We start from the raw sequence: 18,191 nt of genomic DNA on the forward strand, positions 1-18,191 counted from the left end.
TGATGCGGAGTACCAAAAAACATTTGGCACTGACATTCATCGACACACTGTTGAGTTCTCAAAGAACACGCGCATGCCCCCACACCAGAACCATGTTCCGGCGAATTGGAGCAACTTTTCCAGCCTACCCGATTGAACTGACCGGCGCAAACCGGAGTGTTCAGTAGGTCGAACTGGGGTTCGAGGAACAACTATACACCACGTTGTAACCTCTGATTTACCAGGCGTTTGCGTCCAACCTCGTTGTCTCGCGCCTTGCGGCGGAGTCGGTGTCCGTGTCGCTCTGACCTGGAATAAGTTACGCGACCTCCCGACGATTTACCAAATCGCCTGGTCAGAGGTCATTTCACCCGAAGTTCATGCTCTGTCTGCGTAAGCGGGGAGCTCAGGGGACCCAGTACTTGGCCGCCAGACCCTCGACCACGCTGTCGCCGTCGGCCGCCCGCTCGAGAGATTCGAGATCGTCGTGGAGGGAAACCAGCCTCTGGTCGTCCTGTTCCGCCCGGGCTACGGGACGCTTGCCGTCCTCGGAGATTTGGCGGAGCAGTTTCTCGCGTACTCGGTCCTTCAGCGAATCGCTCATGAAGAAGAGCATGGTCGCAGCGTTCGGCCTTGTCGAGAACGAAGACCCGAGATCACCTGTCCGTGTCGTCACGCGGATCGTCGTTCGAGTCGTTCTGTTTCCCGAACACCCGCAACGCCGTCGGGATGAGAACGACGAGTGCACCGAGTATCGCGATGAGGGAAAAGATCTGCATGGCCATCAGACAACCGACTTTCTGTCATGCCGGCGCGAGCCAGCTACCCCACGGTGTGTTCCTGGTGACGGTAAACGCAACGAGGAAGACGGACACAACCAAGGTGGCGACCGGCCCGATCACCAGTACTCGCTCGGACGATCCCCGCCACCGAATCGAGCTCCACCGAATCCAGGCGAGAACAACGACGATCACGAAAGGCACCACGAGCACGTTGCTTCCCACCGCGGCGCCCAAGTCGAAGTTCGTCAGCTCGTGCAATGCGCGCAGGCCGCCACACGCCGGACACCACAGTCCGGTGAGCGCATACATGGGACAGATCCCGTACGACCCTTCCGAGTGCGGATCTCGGATATGAAGCACCGCCGCCGCGATCACCGCGCCTGCGGCCACTGCGGCCGGCCCCGCAAGGGAACGGAACCCGTGGGTGTCGCGCTGCTGCACACCCTGATTCTCGATATCCCTGTTGCCGACGCCCATGCCGTCAGTCTTCCCGAATCGGGAACAAGATGCAGAAGAGGCCCCGCACTGTTGGTGCGGGGCCTCTTCTGTGGAGCTGCCTGAGAGAATCGAACTCTCGACCTTTTCATTACGAGTGAAATGCTCTACCGACTGAGCTAAGGCAGCGGTGCCTTTCGGCGGAGGCGAGTCTAACGCGTCAACCCCGCGGATGCGAAAACGGCTCCCGGAACGCGTCCGACAAGCTCGCAACCATCGCATCCACCGCCCACTGCGGTTTCACGTTCAGAAGGATCGCCTCACGACACGCAAGTACGGCCTCGATGCAGTTCAGAAGCCCCTCGGGCGTAGTCCGAGACGCAAGTTCGGCGGCCTCGTCGGCCAGGTCCGGGTGGTTCGGAACGGTCCTCGCGCCCCAGTGACGCGCCAATGCATCCCGATACAGTCCTGCAAGATCCACCAATGCGCGGTCCATGGAGTCACGACCGGTTCGGGTCGCCCTGGACTTCTGGCGCCGTTCGAGATCCTTGAGAACGCCGGCGGAACCACGTAGAGCGCCGGTTGCCCCCTTACCGGTACCGCCTGCGCCGAGCGCAGTACGCAATTCCTCGGTTTCCAGCTCGTCGCGGGCGGCGCTCATTTCCTTGGCTTCGGACTCCGCAGCGCGCACCAACTCTTCGGCAGCGGCATACGCGGTAGCCGGTCGTAATGCGGCAACGGCCAAGTCGAGAGCCTTCTTACGGCGAGTTCGCGCATCCGCGTCGCGCGCGAGACGACGGGCGCGCCCCACGTGCCCACCACTGATAGAAGCCGCAAGTTCGGCGTCGGCGGCGTTCATGCCGTCCCGCTGCTGCAGCACCTCCGCGATCGACGCATTCGACGGGGTCACCAGCTGGACGTGCCGACAACGCGACCGCAAGGTGACGGAAATGTCCTGCGGGTCTATCGACGGCGCGCACAGCAGAAAGACCGTCCGATCGGGCGGTTCTTCCACCACCTTCAACAGCGCGTTGGCGGCACCCTCGGTGAGTCGGTCCGCATCCTCGACGACCACGACCTGCCACCGCCCAGTGCTGGGGCGACGCGAGGCCGTCTGCACGATCGCCCGCATTTCCTTGACGCTGATGCTGAGACCTTCAGGAACGACACGGCGCACGTCACCGTGCGTTCCGGCCATCGTCGTAGTGCAGGCATGGCATTCTCCGCACCCGGGGTCGCCGTCGCTGGTGCACTGAAGTGCCGCTGCGAAACACAGTGCCCCCACGGACCGACCCGAACCGGGTGGGCCGGTGAACAACCACGAATGCGTCATCGCCGAACCCATCGTGCCCACGCCCAGCCGTGCCGCGGTGGCTGCGGACTTCAGCTCGGTCTCGACCTCGTGCTGGCCGACCAAGCGGTCGAAGACGGTCACCGCGCAACTCTATCGAGCCCGACCGACAAGACCTTTTCGTGCCGGTCCGTCACTTCTTCTTCGCCGGGGCCTTCTTCGCGGCGGCCTTCTTCGCGGGAGCCTTCTTGGCTGCCGTCTTCTTGGCCGCGGCCTTTTTCGCAGGAGCCTTCTTCGTGGCCTTCTTCTTCACCGGGCCGCGAGCACGACGTTCTGCCAACAGTTCGGATGCCCGCTCGTCGGTGATCGCCTCGACCTCGTCACCCTTGCGGAGACTGGCATTGGTTTCACCATCGGTGACATAGGGCCCGAATCGGCCGTCCTTCACGACCATCGGCTTCTCGCTCACCGGGTCGGCACCGAGCTCACGCAACGGAGGAACCGCTGCGGCCTGTCGTCCACGACGCTTCGGCTCGGCGTAGATCTTCAGTGCCTCGTCGAGGGTGATCGTGAACATCTGGTCCTCGGTGGCCAGCGAACGCGAATCGGTCCCCTTCTTGAGATACGGACCGTATCGACCGTTCTGCGCAGTGATCTCTTCCTTGGATTCCGGGTCGACACCCACCACTCGCGGCAACGACAACAGCTTCAGTGCGTCGTCGAGCGTGATCGTCGCCAGATCCATCGTCTTGAGCAGCGAGCCGGTACGCGGCTTGGGTCCGGCAGCCTTCTTCGCCGCCTTCTTCGCAGGAGCCTTCTTGGCCGGCGCCTTGGTCTTGGTGGTGCCCGACGACGCGCCCAATTCTGACGCAGGGGCCTCCGCCACAGGAACGATGTCCGGCTCCGGAGTGGGTTCCGGCTCGGGCAGGATCTCCGTGACATACGGCCCGAACCTGCCGTCCTTCGCCACGATCTCGTGTCCTGTCAAGGGATCGGCGCCGAGCTTGCGTCCCTCCTGCGGTGTCGAGAAAAGCTTCTCCGCGTACTCGGGAGTGAGCTCGTCGGGCGGCAGGTCGTCGGGCAGATTTGCCCGCTGCGACTTCAGATCACCTTCCGGCTCGTCCGGGTTGACGACCATGCGCTCCAGGTAAGGACCGAATCGACCGACCCGAACGTGCACCTCACGGCCCTCGTCGTCATCGAACAACCGAATCGAGTTGACCTCGCGAGCGTCGATCTCCTCGAGGTTGACGCCCACCATCTTCTTCAGTCCACCGGACCGGGCCACCGAGCCGTCGGCACCGTGGTCGCCGCCGAAGTAGAAGGAGGTGAGCCAGTTCCCTCGCTGCTCACGCCCACCGGCGATGGCATCGAGATCGTCTTCCATGCCCGCCGTGAAATCGAAGTCGACGAGCCTACCGAAGTGCGCCTCGAGCAGTCCGATGACGGCGAACGCCACCCACGCCGGCACCAGCGCACTTCCGCGCTTGTAGACATACCCGCGATCGAGGATGGTCTTGATGATCGACGCGTACGTCGACGGGCGTCCGATACCCAATTCTTCGAGAGTCTTGATGAGGCTCGCCTCTGTGAAACGAGCAGGCGGGTTGGTGGTGTGTCCGTCCGGATCGAGCTCGGTCGCCTTGACGTCCTGCCCCTTCACGAGCGCCGGAAGCCTGGACTCGGCGTCGTCGGACTGGCCGCCTTCTTCCTCGTCGACACTCTCCACGTAGGCCTTCATGAAGCCGGCGAAGGTGATGGTGCGGCCGGACGCGGAGAACGTGCACTCCTCGCCGGTGCCCGCCGTGCCCGTGATCCGCAAGGTGAGGGTGGTGCCCTTCACGTCCGCCATCTGCGAAGCAACCGTGCGCTGCCAGATCAGCTCGTAGAGCCGGAACTCGTCGGTGTCGAGACGCGAATGCAGCTGACCCGGGGTCTGAAAGACGTCGCCCGCGGGACGAATCGCCTCGTGTGCCTCCTGCGCATTCTTGACCTTGCGGGTGTATTGCCTCGGTGAAGGTGACACGTACTCGGAGCCGTAGAGCTCGGTGGCCTGTGCCCTGGCGGCCGAGATCGCCGACGACGAGAGTGTCGTCGAGTCGGTTCGCATATAAGTTATGTAGCCGTTTTCGTACAGCCGCTGCGCGATACGCATAGTGCGTTCCGACCCGAAGCGGAGCTTGCGGCCGGCTTCCTGCTGCAGCGTCGACGTCATGAACGGCGCATAAGGCTTACGGGTGTAGGGCTTGTCCTCCGCCGACGACACCGTGAGGTCGACGCCACGGAGCGACTCGGCCAGCCCACGCGCACGCTGCTCGTCGAGAACAGTGACCGCTTCCGACTTGAGATTGCCGTCCGCGCCGAAGTCGCGTCCGGTGGCAACACGCGCACCGTCCACGTTGACCAATCGCGCGCCGAAGTTGCGGGGGCTGGCGGACTCACCGGCGTCCAGCTTCGCGGAAATGTCCCAGTACTCGGCCGACTTGAAAGCCATCCGCTCACGTTCGCGCTGCACGATGACCCTGGTGGCCACCGACTGCACGCGGCCTGCCGACAGCCGCGGCATGACCTTCTTCCACAGGACCGGGCTGACCTCGTACCCGTAGAGCCGGTCGAGAATGCGGCGCGTCTCCTGAGCGTCGACGAGATCGGTGTCGAGTTCACGAGTGTCTTCGGCGGCCGCCCGGATCGCCGGCTCGGTGATCTCGTGGAACACCATTCGCCGAACCGGAATCTTCGGCTTGAGTGTTTCGAGCAGATGCCAGGCGATTGCTTCGCCCTCGCGGTCGGGGTCAGTTGCGAGGAAGAGTTCGTCGGCGTCCTTGAGCAAGCCCTTGAGTTCGGTGACCTTGGACTTCTTCTCAGGGCTGACGATGTAGAGGGGCTCGAAGTCGTGGTCGACGTCGACACCCAGTCGTGCCCACGGCTGGCCCTTGTACTTCGCCGGCACGTCCGCCGCACCGCGCGGGAGGTCCCGGATATGACCGACGGATGCCTCTACGACGTAGTCCTTGCCCAGATAAGGGGCGATCTTGCGGGCTTTGGTCGGTGACTCGACGATCACGAGACGACGGGTTCGGCCGGACGCTCCCGCCGCACCCTGCGTACTTCCGTTGTCCCCTTTAGCCACCTGTAGCCCGAGCCTTCCTGGAGTCGATATCTGTCACCCGACAGTTGTGCCGACAAATCCTGTTATACCGGGTCTGCCTGTTTCTAGAGTGGCATACCCGAAGACCATCCTTGCAGATCAATGCACAGGACCCTGCGTCACACACAAGGCCACGAGGCCCCTGGGTCCGCAAGACGAGGGAGTTCGCCGACACTTTCGGCGAGCCTCGCGAGCCTGCGCCGGCCCGCTATACGCAGTCCTGGACCTGCACCTCTCGTGCCGATCAGCGTGGGCGCGATCCCTGCATTCATGAGGCAGCGAGCGAGCGGTCCGTGGGTTTCGGGTGCGTGTGGATCGAGCCCGAGTACGAATCGGGCGCCCTCCGCCTCGGACCGTCCACAGGCGATCGTCCACATTCTCAACTGACGTGAGCTCGGCACCCAGCCCCGGGGTACGGCTTTCACCGCGCCCCGGGTCCACTGCGTGACCAATGGGAGGAGTTCCACTGCGGGGCCGGTTCGCACCAACGGTCGGCCCTCGTCGCTGCGCGCCACCTCGACGGCAACGCCGGCTTCGGCGATCATCTCCGCGACGGCCTCCGCTCGCCACAGTTCGTCCACGACGACGGAGATTCGCGCACCGCCGACCGACGTGACCGCCTGCCCTGTTCCCGCGAGCAGACCCCCGACGTCCACGACTGCCGGGGGCGTCGATTCCGCGGAGAAGAAGGAAAGCTGGCTCACAGGTGAACCGTAAGCCACTCGGGGCAGGCAGACGGGCTACCAGCTGGTAGCACCTCCCGGCATTTCTGCCCCGAAACAGATCGTCCCCCACAACCACACGGGTTGCGGGGGACGAGCCTGTTGGAATCAGACCGCGTGAACGCCGGTTGCCTGGGGACCCTTGGTGCCCTGGCCGACCTCGAACTCGACGCGCTGGTTCTCCTCGAGGGTGCGGAAGCCGCTGCCCTGGATCTCGGAGTAGTGAACGAATACGTCAGCGGAGCCGTCCTCGGGAGCGATGAAGCCGAAGCCCTTCTCCGCGTTGAACCACTTCACAGTGCCCTGTGCCATGCTTTTCCTTCTCTTTCTAACACCGGATTCGGTGAACAGCACATACAGTTCACCGGGCCGGTTCCGACCGCTGTACTTCTTGATTTCCCCCACAGGAAAAGCAGAGCACCGCGCTCGCAACATCGATCCTGCGAGCGTGCACTTTCTCAAGTCTACGAACACAGAAGCTGCGACCAGTTGTAGTCAACCATGTTCTCTCGTAACGCAACAGTCGAAATCCCAACAATTCGTCCAAAAAGTTGATCTTGCTGCGCGAGGCCGTCACGAAGGCGAGTCTCGACTTCGGCTTCAGGCCCCGATCATCTTCCGATTCCCGACTCTCGTTACCATGAAAACCGCTGGTCGTGACACCGCCGACCCAACTCGACAACCATCGCGGAGACCTGCAGTGACACCACCGATTTCACCCGACACGGGGAACGAGAATACGAACGCATACGGTCGTATCCTTTTGAACTCGGTACTGTCCGGTGTGTCTCCCGACGAGGATCCGGTGACATTTGCGGTGGATCGGCCGGCCAGGCAAGCGCGTACGACCGAATGGCCTCAATGGGCATCTCACAATGTCGTGCATGCATTGCAGGAGCAGGGCATTGCAAAACCCTGGATTCATCAAGCGGCCGCAGCGGATCTCGCGCATGCGGGTACACACGTCGTCGTTTCCACGGGCACCGCATCGGGAAAGTCGCTCGCCTATCAACTCCCGGCGCTGACTGCACTGGAAGCGGACTCGGCGGCCACCACCCTCTACCTGTCGCCCACGAAGGCGCTCGGTGCCGACCAACTCCGAGCCGTCGCCGCACTGACGGACGAACAGCCGACTCTCGCCGACGTGCATCCCTGCGCTTTCGACGGAGACACATCCACAGAGATCCGCCACTGGGCGCGCGAGAACTCTCGATGGATCTTCACCAACCCGGACATGCTGCACATCTCGATGTTGCGCACGCACGGCCGGTGGGCCCATTTCCTTCGCCACCTGCGATACGTGATCGTCGACGAATGCCACTCCTACCGGGGCGTGTTCGGTTCGAATGTCGCGCTGGTCCTACGCAGGCTCCGACGGCTGGCCACGAGATACGGCGCCGACCCCGTGTTCGTGCTGGCCAGCGCCACCACATCGGAACCCGCCACAGCAGCCTCACGCTTGATCGGCTCACCGTGTTCAGCGGTGACGGAGGACGGATCGCCCCACGGGCCCCGGACCGTCGCGATGTGGGAGCCGCCACTGATGGAAGAGGTCACCGGAGAGAACGGAAGTCCGGTCCGTCGCCCGGCCGGCACCGAAGCCGCCAGAATCATGTCCGAACTGGTCGTCGAGGGGGCCCGAACGCTGACCTTCGTACGTTCGCGCCGCGGCGCCGAACTGACTGCGCTTGCTGCAAAGCGGCACCTGACCGAGGTCGATCCCGAACTCGCCGAACGCGTGTCCCCCTACCGGGCCGGCTATCTCGCAGAGGACCGGCGCGAACTCGAAGCATCCCTTGCAGACGGAAGGCTGCTGGGCGTCGCGACGACCAATGCGCTCGAACTCGGAGTGGACATCGCCGGCCTCGATGCTGTCGTGGTGGCCGGCTTCCCCGGTACGGTCGCGTCCTTCTGGCAGCAGGGTGGCCGTTCGGGTCGGCGCGGCGAAGGATCGCTGGTCGTACTCGTGGCACGAGACGACCCACTCGACACCTATCTCGTGCACAACCCCGAAGCGCTCTTGGACAAGCCCGTCGAAGCAACTGTCACCGACCCGAGCAATCCGTACATCCTCGGCCCCCAACTGCTGTGCGCTGCGATGGAACTGCCGCTCTCGGATGCGGAGGTCGCCGAACTCGGCGCGCAGGACGTGCTGGCTCAACTGGCTGCCGACGGACTCGTCCGTCATCGCGCACACGGATGGTTCGTGACGGCGGGAACACACCCGCACGGCGCGGTCGACATTCGCGGCGGGATAGGGATGCAGGTCGCGATCGTCGAGAGCGAATCCGGGCGGATGCTCGGAACGGTCGATGCCGGAAAGGCGCCGGCCACAGTCCACCCGGGTGCAGTGCACATCCACCAGGGCGATACCTATGTCGTCGACGAACTCGACCTCGAGCAAGGACTCGCCCTCGTCCACGCCGAAAATCCGGACTGGACGACCTCGGCTCGGGAAACCACGGAGATCGCGCTCGGCGCGGCGGTCGAGAGCGAGTCGTTCGAAGATGTCGGTATCGGGCTCGCACACGTCGAAGTCACCCATCAAGTGGTCGGGTACCTACGCCGAAGCCTGTCCGGTGAAGTCCTCGATTACACCGAACTCGACATGCCCCGTCACACGTTGCCCACCCGTGCGGTCATGTACACGATCACTCCGGAACTTCTCGAAGAAGCCGGAATCGAACCCGAGCGGGTGCCTGGGTCGTTGCACGCCGCCGAACATGCTGCGATCGGCCTTCTCCCGCTCGTGGCAATGTGCGACCGTGGAGACATCGGCGGCGTCTCCACGGCCCTGCACCCGGACACTCTCCTTCCGACGGTCTTCGTCTACGACGGCCACCCGGGCGGTGCCGGATTCGCTGATCGCGGATTCGCGAGACTCCGCGAATGGCTGGCCGCGACCCGTGATGCAATCGGGTCGTGCGAGTGCGAGTTCGGTTGCCCATCGTGCGTGTACTCCCCCAAGTGCGGCAACGGAAACGACCCGCTCGACAAGAAAGGAGCCGTCACGGTGTTGACCGCGGTCATCGACGCCATCACTCGTCCGGCCCCGCCCGAGCAATCGCTGCCGCGTCACGAATTCCCAGCGAAGACAACATCACCGGGGCACTGACCGACACCACCACGTCCCAACCCTCCACCACACACGAATCGACCGCTGTGTTCATTCGTGCCGCGATGTCCTCGGCCGCCCCGCAGGCAGCGTCGCCGCCGGCATCGACCATCGCCGCCGCTGCGAGCGCAGAAAGATCCGCGGCGGACTGCGCTCGATGACGCACTGCCACCGCAGAACCGATGTGCAACAAAGCAATCGTCACCAGAACCAGAACGCCGATTGCACAACATCCGGTCACAGTCGCGGAACCGTCCTCCTCCGACACCACCGTCACCTGCCGACCGCCTGGATTGCCCCGACGGACGGCTCGATCGCCGCGACTGCCTTCGCAGTGATGTCCACGAGGGGCAACAGAGCGCTACGCGTGCCGACCGTCGCGACGACGAGGTCACCTTCCGTCCGAAGCGTGATCTCTGCGCCGGCCGGCGCTACTTTCTCCGCTGTGGCCACCGCGATCGCGCGGTCACCTCTCGCGGCCAGCCGAGCCGCTTCACGAGCCGCATCGACACAACGAATATGCAGCGTCACCGCCACGACTGCGCCGATACACAACACCAGGACGGCGACGATCGAAGCGATTGCGATTGCCGCCTCGACCGTGACCGCGCCCCGCTCGTCTCGAAGCTGTGCGATCGTCGTCGTCACACGGATGTGTTCAGTGCGCGATCGATGATGTCGGTCAGTGCAGTGACTATGCTGTCACCCGTGACGACTGCATAGAGGACCGCACCGAAGGCGGCTGCCGCAATCGTTCCGATCGCGTACTCGGCCGTGGACATTCCCTCGTCTTCCGAGAGCAGCAATGCAAATCTAGCGCCTATCAATCGAAGACCCTCGAACTTCATGAATTTCCCCCTGTTGTTTTCCGATACCTGTGTTTCCGATACGGCGGGATGCCGACACGGTCGATCACCTGTCACAGCAGTCCTCCACCGAGGACTTTCGACGCGAGTCCGACTACGACAGGCACGATTCCCAAGCAGAGAAATGCGGGCAGAAAGCACAGTCCGAGTGGACCACTGATCAGAACGCCGGCTCGTTCGGCGGCTGCGGACGCCTCGTCCTCCGCCTGTCCTCTGTACTGCTCCGCCAATTCCTGGACCGACGCGGCAAGTGACGATCCCGACCTGGCCGACCTGCGCGCCATTCGTGCCAACGCCTCCGTGGCCGGGTCTGCGGCCGCCGACTCCCACGCCGCCACCGCATCCGCGCCTAGCGACAGCAAGTCTGCAGCCTGGCCAAGCGACCGCCCCATTTTGTCGGGCGCTGTGGGAGCGACCGCCGACGCCGCCGTGGCCACCGGAAGCCCGGCACGCAGGCAGGCGGAGAACAGATCGAACGCCGCCGGTACTGCGTGTGGATCGATCGCGATGTCGTCACCCGTACCGTGAACCGCACCCCGAGTGCGGTTGTCGTCTTCGGCGAGGACCCGCCGGCGAGTCGACATCACGTTGGGTAGCAGCGCCAACGCCGCTGCCAGTAGCGCGAGCACCTGCCACATCATCGGGTCACCGCTCTGGTGATGCGGTCGGTCCACATCAGGCCGGCGCACAGGAGCGTCGATCCGACCACGAGCATGATGCCGCCGATTCCCCCGCCCAAGAGAATGCGCAGTGGCGAAGCCCCCATCAACTGTCCGAGTGCGACGCCGAGGACAGGCAGACCTGCCAGAACTGTTGCTGTCGCACGGGCTCCGGCCAGACTTGCCTCCGTCCGCTTCCGAAAGCGCCTTCGGCCCAGGAGATCCGTTCGTACAGCGACAAGCAGTGCCGCGAGCGCGAGGCCCCTCGATTCTGCGATCCCCCATACGTTCGCAATTCTCGCCAGTTCGATGTCCACCGAAGACCCGTGACGCGCGAAGCCCTCGGCAGCAGAACCACCGAGTCGAGCCCGCGCCGATGCCGCTCTGAACGCTGTCGCCACCGGTCCTACACAATCCTCGGCAGCTGTGGCGCAGGCGTCTGCCGGGTGCGCTCCGACTTCCAGTTCGCCGATCAGCACTTCGAGCCCACACAACACCACGCTCAACTCGGCCTCACGCTTCGATTCCGCGCGGCGAGCTGTGTGCCGCTTGAAAAGAGTTGCGCCGACGACGAAGAGTGCGATCACGGTGGGCACCCCACCGAACCACCAGGCGGCTGCGCCGATGACGCCGAACAATGGAAGGTACGGCCTGGTGCGAAGACGGGAGCGCTCGGCCGCCGACACCAATACTCGAAGTCGCTGACGCGATACCTGTTGCGGCATAACAGCAACCGCAGCAGCTCCTATCAGGAGCGCCGGCGCGGTCATCCGGCTTCCCGCGACTCGAGGAGAGCCTCGAGAGTGGCGTACGCGCCGGTGCGTCCCGTAGTTCGCGACCACACTCTCGTGACGACCACTTCGCCGTCCCGATCCCGATCCACCACTCCGATGTGAGCGAGGCGGCGCACACCGCCGTGATCACGCTCCACGTGCAATATCACCTGGAGAGCGGCGGAGAGTTGACTGTGCAGCGCGCCGCGGTCCATTCCACCCAGCGCTGCAAGGGCTTCCAGGCGTGCCGGTACTTCCTCTGGTGAATTGGCATGCACCGTGCCGGCTCCACCGTCGTGTCCGGTGTTGAGTGCGGTCAACAGGTCGACCACTTCCGGCCCGCGCACTTCACCCACCACAATGCGATCCGGCCGCATGCGCAGGGCCTGGCGAACCAGATCTCGCACCGTGACTTCACCGACCCCCTCGACATTGGGTGCACGCGCCACCAGGCGTACGACGTGCGGATGGCGAGGCGCCAGCTCTGCCGCGTCCTCGACGCAGACGATTCGCTCGCTCGGATCCACTGCACCGAGTAACGCTGCGAGCAGTGTGGTCTTTCCTGCGCCGGTACCACCGACTACCAGGAAGGCGAGACGCGAACTCACTATCCGCATCAGTGTCTTCTCCTCGTCGGGACCGAAAGCGCCACGTGCACCCAGCGATTGAAGACCTTGAGTGGCGGGCCTCAGAACGCGGAGAGAGACGCAGGTGCCCGCTCGAGCGACCGGCGGCAGCACGGCATGCAGCCTGACGCCGAAGGTCCCGTTTCCCACTCCAGGCAACCTGCCGTCCACCCAGGGCTGAGCATCGTCGAGCCGGCGCCCCGCCGACAACGCGAGCCGCTGGGCAAGTCGTCGTACGGCGCTCTCGTCGGGGAAGGTTATGCCGGTCTTCTCCAGCCCCAGCCCTCGATCCACCCAGACCTCGTCCGGAGCGGTGACGAGAACGTCGGAGACCCCCGGGTCGGTCAGCAGAACCTCGAGCGGACCTGCGCCGGTGAGTTCGGTTTGGAGCTCACGAAGAACGCTCAGTAGGTCGGTGTCGCCGAGAACCCCGCCCGATTCGACTCGAATTGCTTCGGCGACAGTGGCTGCCGTCGGCTCGCCCGGCGTGAGCGCGAGTCGTTCACGCACTCGATCGAGCATGCCCGGTCCGACCAGTGCGCTCACGCTGCACGACCGTTCCGCCGGGGGCGATCACCGAGGACGGTCACCACCGACCTCGCCGCAGCGAGCAACGGCGAGCGCCGATGCGGCGCGAACCCGTGAAGCTCCACCGCACGGTCCAGACTCCGATCTGCCCGCACAGCAGCGAGCAACGGGAGCCTGAGCGCGTCGACCACATCGGGCGCAGTGAGGCCGCCCGGAGCCGGACCCCGCACGACGAGGCCCAGGTTGGGATTGTGCTGTGACACCCAGCCCGCCACTTTCTGCGCCGAGAGACAGGCACGCACCGTGGCAGGTACGAGGAGGACGACCAGGTCGGCGGATGCCAGCACCAGGTCCGTTACCGCGGAGGGCGACCTCGGTACGTCACACACGACCGGGTACCCCGCGCGACCTGCGGCGTCGATCACGGCGCGCATGGATGTGGGGGTGGGCCCTTTCGGCCCGCCCGTGACGACGGCACCCACGGAGGTGTGTCGCACCCCGCCGCACGAGAGCACCCGCAATCCGGGCCCGCATTCGGGCAAGGCGTCTCGAAGTGCTTCGGCGGCAATCCGGCCGCCCTCGACTCTGAGCCCGGGCCACCTGAGACCGGGGGTGTTCTCGATCCCGAGGAGTACGTCGATTCCGGAACCGAAATCGTCCGCGTCCACGAGCAGAGTCGTGTGTGAAACGGCGACCCGCGCCGATTGGAATGCGACGGCAGCAGCCAAGACCGAAGCACCTGCACCCCCGGACGCGCCGACCACGGCAACCACGGTGCCGTCCGCATCCGGGCGGGGGTCGCGTTCACCGAGAATCGTGACGAGCCTTCCCTCGTCTCTCGGCAGACAGAGAACGTGCTCGGCCCCGACGAGTGCGGCAGCCTTCCAGTCCCCCAGTTCCGGAGGCCCGTCACACAGCAGGATCACTCCAGCCCTTCGCGGGAGCGGCGCCCGGGACGCTGTCACTGCCCGCGCGTCCAACACCACTGCGCTTACGGTGTCCCAGGCCTGCCACGCGTCGGCGGCAGGAACCTCGTGGAGCGACCGGTCTGCGGCAGCGGCAACGCGGCGCACACTCGCCAGCATTGTCGGCTCCCCCACCAAGGAGAGGACCACCGGACGCCCAGGGGCCGCCGCCGAATCGATCGAACTGGAATGACTGTCCATGCGAGAAGAGTCCTCGCGCAGCGCGCCCGCCGGTAGACCCGATCAACGAAATGTGGACAACTTCATCGCCTGTGGATGAAGCTCTTCGGGACGAAATTCCCTGGTACAGACAGAGGACGACCCCCGCCAGGGGGGGAGGAGGCGGGGGTCGTCGTGTGTTCAGCCCCGGGGGGTCGGGCTGAACACATCCGGTAAGAACCGGACATGGCAATACTACACCTCCACGAGATGATGTTTGCAAGTTCAACTGTCTAAGTTTGTCGAAATCTCTGACAAATTCGGACATATGTCGCCGGCTGAGCCCGCCACCTCGCTCGCCGCACCGAAGTCGCTCGCGGGACCTATCCTGGGGCATGTGACCGCGAACCCCCAAAATGCCGTGAATGCACCGACCGCCGAATCCCGTCGGGTGGCCGCATTCTTCGACTTGGACAAGACGATCATCGCAAAATCGAGCACGCTCGCCTTCAGTAGGCCTTTTTTCGACCAGGGCTTGATCAATCGGCGATCGGTCCTCAAGAGCAGCTACGCACAGTTCCTCTTCCTGCTCTCCGGTGCGGACCACGACCAGATGGAACGCATGCGTGCATACATCACCAGCATGTGCGCCGGTTGGAACGTGGAACAGGTCAAGGCTGTTGTGGCCGAGACTCTCCACGACATCGTCGACCCACTGGTTTTCGCAGAGGCAGCGGACCTGATCGCCGACCACAAACTCCGCGGCCACGACGTCGTCGTCGTATCCGCCTCGGGCGAGGAAGTGGTCACGCCGATCGCGGAAATGCTCGGTGCAACTCACAGCACTGCAACCCGTATGGCGGTGGTGGACGGCCGTTACAGCGGAGACGTCGAGTTCTACTGCTACGGCCAGGGCAAGGTCACCGCGATCGAGGCGCTCGCGGACGAGCATGGATACGACCTTGCGTCGAGCTACGCGTACTCGGATTCGTTCACGGATGCGCCCATGCTCGAGGCAGTCGGACATCCCACCGCCGTCAATCCGGACCGTGCCCTGCGCAGGGCAGCCGCCGAAAAAGGCTGGCCCATACTGACTTTCTCCAATCCGGTTTCACTACGGGCCCGACTCCCCGCCGCCTCTACACGCGCGGTGGCCACCACGGCGGCCGTCAGCGTCGGTGCTGCGATGGCCGGAGCAATCACCTACGGAGTGTTACGCCGCAAGCGCTGACGGACAGCCACGACACGCTCACCCACAAAGCCAAATTGGTACTTGATGTGACGGGAGTCACAGGGTACAAAGGAGTTACGGAAGAACGGAAGGCCAAGATCGACCCAGAAGAGAAGGATCGATCTCCCGACCCGGATTCCCAGCACGGGCAACGTGGCACCCACGCGGAGCACAAGCCACTATAAGGGCAGAAGCGTTGTGGGCCTGCGAGACTCGCGTACTCTCCGGCGAGGACTCTGCACAGGTTGCAGAGACGAACCGGTGACACACGAACTCACGCCGAGGCCACCCACACAACCCACCGAGCACGCTTGGTAACCGATGTCCGTGCTGACGGGCGGCGAAGTCGACAACAGTCGGCAGCGCCGCCCGTTTTCGTGTCCAGGCTTCCGCACAGGTGCGGGTGGAACGGCCCGAGGTCAGTTCTCGGCAGCAGCCTCCGCGATCGAGGTGGCCTCACTCGCGCCGGCCTCCATCGCTCCACAGCAAAGAACAACCCAGCTGCCCACGCCCTGCGCCGTTCCCGACGTGAAGGCCGCGAGACCGTCCGAGTAGGCCTGTGGTCTACGCAGCCAGCTGACCTCGGGGACGCCGAGATTGTGCGGGTCGAGACCCGTCGTGACCGAAACCAGCCTCGAGGCCGCGCGCGCGACGACGCCGTCCGCGACGCCGAACGGCCGCAGGGTGGCGAGTTCACCGTGTACGACGGCGGCGAGAACCGGTGCCGGAACCTCGGTTCCACCGGTGACGAGTTGGGACAACGCGTCGAGCCGCTCCCCGACGCCCGGATCGGACCGGGGGCGCCCCAGCTCTTCCGAGTCTTCGGTGAGTCCCGCAGCTGCGAGTAGGTGCAGACGTGCCAATGCCTGTAGCGGCGCCCGCGACCACGTCGATTGGATGATGCCGAGTGATTCTCCGTCGAGCGCCTGACCGACCCGAAGTGCGCCCGTCAGGATCGGATCGGCGGCCTTGCCCTCTGCAGGCAGTTCGGTGGAGCCACCCGCCAGCGACGCCGACGCCCGAGCTGCCCGGACCGAAGCTTCGGCCGCCGTCGTCGGCCATCCCCGGCGATTCGTTCGGTGGCGATGGACGGCACCGAGCGCCTCACGCGCTCGATCCGCTGCTTCGCGGACACCCGGGAGGTCGGCCAAGGGGGCGAGTGGGTCGTTCACGGCCACGACCGTACCCCGCCCCCGACCGCGCATTTCCGCTCAGCCTGCTCCCAACGAGATCGAACCACCGGGAATCGCGTCGAGAAGCTTGCGCGTGTAGTCCTCCTTGGGACCCTCGAACACCTCGTCCGTGGTGGCCTTCTCCACGATCTGCCCCGAACGCATGACCAGCACGTCGTCGGCTATCTGCCGCACGACCGCGAGGTCGTGGGTGATGAACAGATACGTCAGCCCCAGTTCCGCCTGCAGATCGTTCAGCAAGGTGAGAATCTGGTCCTGTACCAGCACGTCGAGAGCCGACACCGCCTCGTCGCACACCACCATCTCCGGTTCCAGCGCCAACGCACGGGCGATCGCCACTCGCTGCCGCTGACCACCGGACAGTTCGTTCGGGAATCTACGCATCACCGAGGTCGGCAACGACACCTTGTCCAGAAGGTCGCGTACACGCGCTTCCCGCTCCTGCTTCGTGCCGACCTTGTGGACACGTAGCGGCTCCTCGATGGTCCGGTAAATCGAGTACATCGGGTCGAGCGTGCCGTACGGATTCTGGAAGATCGGCTGCACTCTGCGACGAAAGGCCAGCATCTCCGACTTCGTCAGAGTCGCGACGTCCTTGCCGTCGAAGTGGACGGTCCCCGACGTCGCAGGCAGAAGACCCAGCACCATCTGTGCCACCGTCGACTTCCCCGATCCGGACTCCCCCACGATCGCGGTGGTCGTCCCACGGCGGACTCCGAACGACACGTCCTTCACCGCCGCGAAGTCGGTCGACTTCCGGAATCCCTTACGTAGGGAGAAGACCTTGTTCAGCCCCTCCGCGACGAGGACCTCGTCGGTGACCTCGCCGAATCCCCCCAGATCGCTCCCGGCTTTCGCCTCGTCCACCGCCTCGATCGCATGCTCGCGCACCTCCGCCCGCGCGACGGAGGAACTGATCCGCTTCGACGCCAGCGACGGCGCCGCCGCCACCAACTTCCTGGTGTAGGGGTGTTGTGGGTCCTGGAGGATCTCGAGGGCCGGGCCGGACTCCACGACCCGTCCCTTGCTCATCACCACGAGGTGTTGCGAACGTTCCGCGGCCAAGCCCAGGTCGTGCGTGATGAGCAGGACTGCGGTACCGAGACGAGTCGTCAGACCGTCGAGGTGATCGAGAATCTGACGCTGCACCGTCACGTCCAGCGCAGAGGTCGGCTCGTCCGCGATCAGCAACTTCGGGCGCGCCGCGAGTCCGATCGCGATGAGCGCACGCTGACGCATGCCGCCGGAGAACTCGTGTGGGTACTGGCCGACCCGGTCGTCGGCGTCGGCAAGACCCGCTTCCTTCAGCAATTCGACCGTGCGCGCCTTCGCTTCCTTCCCTTTGGCGACACCGTTGGCGACCAGCGTCTCCTCGATCTGAAATCCCACTTTCCAGACCGGGTTGAGGTTCGACATCGGGTCCTGTGGGACCAAACCGATCTCGCTGCCTCTGAGCCGAACGAACTCACGTTCCGGGGCTTTCGCGAGATCGGTTCCTTCGAAGAGAATCCGACCGCCCGTCACCGTCCCGGTTCCGGGGAGCAGATTGATGATCGAATGTGCGGTGGTCGACTTTCCCGATCCGGATTCGCCGACGATCGCGACCGTCTGTCCGGGAAATACGGAAAGACTCACCCCCCGAACAGCGGGTACGAGTTCCTTGCCGGATCGAAACGACACGTCGAGATCACGAATCTCGAGAAGTGGTGTGTCGGACAT

18 protein-coding genes and 1 tRNA gene are annotated in these 18,191 nt (G+C 64.6%); 2 read left to right on the forward strand and 17 right to left on the reverse strand.

What is annotated here, in order from left to right:
- Positions 1-385 precede the first annotated feature (385 nt).
- The 8 genes from ACZI8R_RS17790 to ACZI8R_RS17825 all read right to left on the reverse strand — a co-directional run bounded on the left by ACZI8R_RS17790 (position 386) and on the right by ACZI8R_RS17825 (position 6,669).
- Complete coding sequence (locus ACZI8R_RS17790) at positions 386-583, reverse strand: hypothetical protein (RefSeq protein ID WP_463380989.1); 198 nt, start codon at positions 581-583, stop codon at positions 386-388.
- A gap of 52 nt (positions 584-635) precedes the next feature.
- Positions 636-764: a hypothetical protein gene (locus tag ACZI8R_RS17795; RefSeq protein WP_463380990.1), complete on the reverse strand. Its 129-nt coding sequence runs from the start codon at positions 762-764 to the stop codon at positions 636-638.
- 18 nt (positions 765-782) lie between these two features.
- Positions 783-1,238 (reverse strand): DUF2752 domain-containing protein, encoded by a 456-nt coding sequence (locus ACZI8R_RS17800; protein WP_463380991.1) that lies wholly within the window; start codon positions 1,236-1,238, stop codon positions 783-785.
- Between the two features lie 71 nt (positions 1,239-1,309).
- Positions 1,310-1,385 (reverse strand) — tRNA-Thr (locus ACZI8R_RS17805).
- A 31-nt stretch (positions 1,386-1,416) separates the two neighbouring features.
- On the reverse strand, positions 1,417-2,631 hold the full coding sequence (locus tag ACZI8R_RS17810) for a DNA polymerase III subunit delta' (RefSeq protein WP_463380992.1): 1,215 nt from the start codon (positions 2,629-2,631) through the stop codon (positions 1,417-1,419).
- Between the two features lie 49 nt (positions 2,632-2,680).
- Positions 2,681-5,617, reverse strand: coding sequence for a type I DNA topoisomerase (gene topA, locus ACZI8R_RS17815; protein WP_463380993.1), 2,937 nt, complete (start codon positions 5,615-5,617; stop codon positions 2,681-2,683).
- 137 nt (positions 5,618-5,754) lie between these two features.
- Positions 5,755-6,339 (reverse strand): hypothetical protein, encoded by a 585-nt coding sequence (locus tag ACZI8R_RS17820; protein ID WP_463380994.1) that lies wholly within the window; start codon positions 6,337-6,339, stop codon positions 5,755-5,757.
- A 126-nt stretch (positions 6,340-6,465) separates the two neighbouring features.
- On the reverse strand, positions 6,466-6,669 hold the full coding sequence (locus tag ACZI8R_RS17825; RefSeq protein WP_072690139.1) for a cold-shock protein: 204 nt from the start codon (positions 6,667-6,669) through the stop codon (positions 6,466-6,468).
- 388 nt (positions 6,670-7,057) lie between these two features.
- Between ACZI8R_RS17825 and ACZI8R_RS17830 the strand changes: the two genes are divergently transcribed.
- The gene (locus ACZI8R_RS17830; RefSeq protein ID WP_463380995.1) at positions 7,058-9,472 is read left to right on the forward strand and encodes a DEAD/DEAH box helicase; all 2,415 of its coding nucleotides are present in this window, start codon (positions 7,058-7,060) and stop codon (positions 9,470-9,472) included.
- Here ACZI8R_RS17830 and ACZI8R_RS17835 read toward each other — a convergent pair.
- The 7 genes from ACZI8R_RS17835 to ssd form a co-directional block, all read right to left on the reverse strand.
- Positions 9,396-9,749, reverse strand: a complete 354-nt coding sequence (locus ACZI8R_RS17835) for an Rv3654c family TadE-like protein (RefSeq protein ID WP_463380996.1) — start codon at positions 9,747-9,749, stop codon at positions 9,396-9,398. The genes ACZI8R_RS17830 and ACZI8R_RS17835 overlap by 77 nt on opposite strands.
- A complete protein-coding gene (locus ACZI8R_RS17840) occupies positions 9,746-10,120 on the reverse strand; it encodes a TadE family type IV pilus minor pilin (protein ID WP_463380997.1) in 375 nt (124 codons plus the stop codon). The genes ACZI8R_RS17835 and ACZI8R_RS17840 overlap by 4 nt, the downstream gene beginning before the upstream one ends.
- On the reverse strand, positions 10,117-10,320 hold the full coding sequence (locus ACZI8R_RS17845; protein ID WP_463380998.1) for a DUF4244 domain-containing protein: 204 nt from the start codon (positions 10,318-10,320) through the stop codon (positions 10,117-10,119). Before ACZI8R_RS17845 ends, ACZI8R_RS17840 begins: the two co-directional genes overlap by 4 nt.
- 71 nt (positions 10,321-10,391) lie before the next feature.
- Positions 10,392-10,979 carry a type II secretion system F family protein gene (locus tag ACZI8R_RS17850; RefSeq protein ID WP_463380999.1) on the reverse strand — a complete coding sequence of 196 codons (588 nt, stop codon included), beginning with the start codon at positions 10,977-10,979 and terminating at the stop codon, positions 10,392-10,394.
- Positions 10,976-11,767 carry a type II secretion system F family protein gene (locus tag ACZI8R_RS17855; protein WP_463381000.1) on the reverse strand — a complete coding sequence of 264 codons (792 nt, stop codon included), beginning with the start codon at positions 11,765-11,767 and terminating at the stop codon, positions 10,976-10,978. Before ACZI8R_RS17855 ends, ACZI8R_RS17850 begins: the two co-directional genes overlap by 4 nt.
- Positions 11,764-12,942, reverse strand: a complete 1,179-nt coding sequence (locus ACZI8R_RS17860; protein ID WP_463381001.1) for a TadA family conjugal transfer-associated ATPase — start codon at positions 12,940-12,942, stop codon at positions 11,764-11,766. Before ACZI8R_RS17860 ends, ACZI8R_RS17855 begins: the two co-directional genes overlap by 4 nt.
- The gene (gene ssd, locus ACZI8R_RS17865; RefSeq protein WP_463381002.1) at positions 12,939-14,090 is read right to left on the reverse strand and encodes a septum site-determining protein Ssd; all 1,152 of its coding nucleotides are present in this window, start codon (positions 14,088-14,090) and stop codon (positions 12,939-12,941) included. The genes ACZI8R_RS17860 and ssd overlap by 4 nt, the downstream gene beginning before the upstream one ends.
- 355 nt (positions 14,091-14,445) lie before the next feature.
- Here ssd and ACZI8R_RS17870 point away from each other — a divergent pair, with 355 nt between their 5' ends.
- Positions 14,446-15,279: an HAD family hydrolase gene (locus ACZI8R_RS17870; RefSeq protein ID WP_463381003.1), complete on the forward strand. Its 834-nt coding sequence runs from the start codon at positions 14,446-14,448 to the stop codon at positions 15,277-15,279.
- Between the two features lie 419 nt (positions 15,280-15,698).
- Here ACZI8R_RS17870 and ACZI8R_RS17875 read toward each other — a convergent pair whose 3' ends face one another.
- Together ACZI8R_RS17875 and ACZI8R_RS17880 are read right to left on the reverse strand one after the other, a co-directional pair.
- Positions 15,699-16,451 (reverse strand): Fic family protein, encoded by a 753-nt coding sequence (locus tag ACZI8R_RS17875; RefSeq protein ID WP_463381004.1) that lies wholly within the window; start codon positions 16,449-16,451, stop codon positions 15,699-15,701.
- Between the two features lie 39 nt (positions 16,452-16,490).
- Positions 16,491-18,191: an ABC transporter ATP-binding protein gene (locus ACZI8R_RS17880; RefSeq protein ID WP_463381005.1), complete on the reverse strand. Its 1,701-nt coding sequence runs from the start codon at positions 18,189-18,191 to the stop codon at positions 16,491-16,493.

Source organism: Rhodococcus huquni, assembly GCF_055231055.1.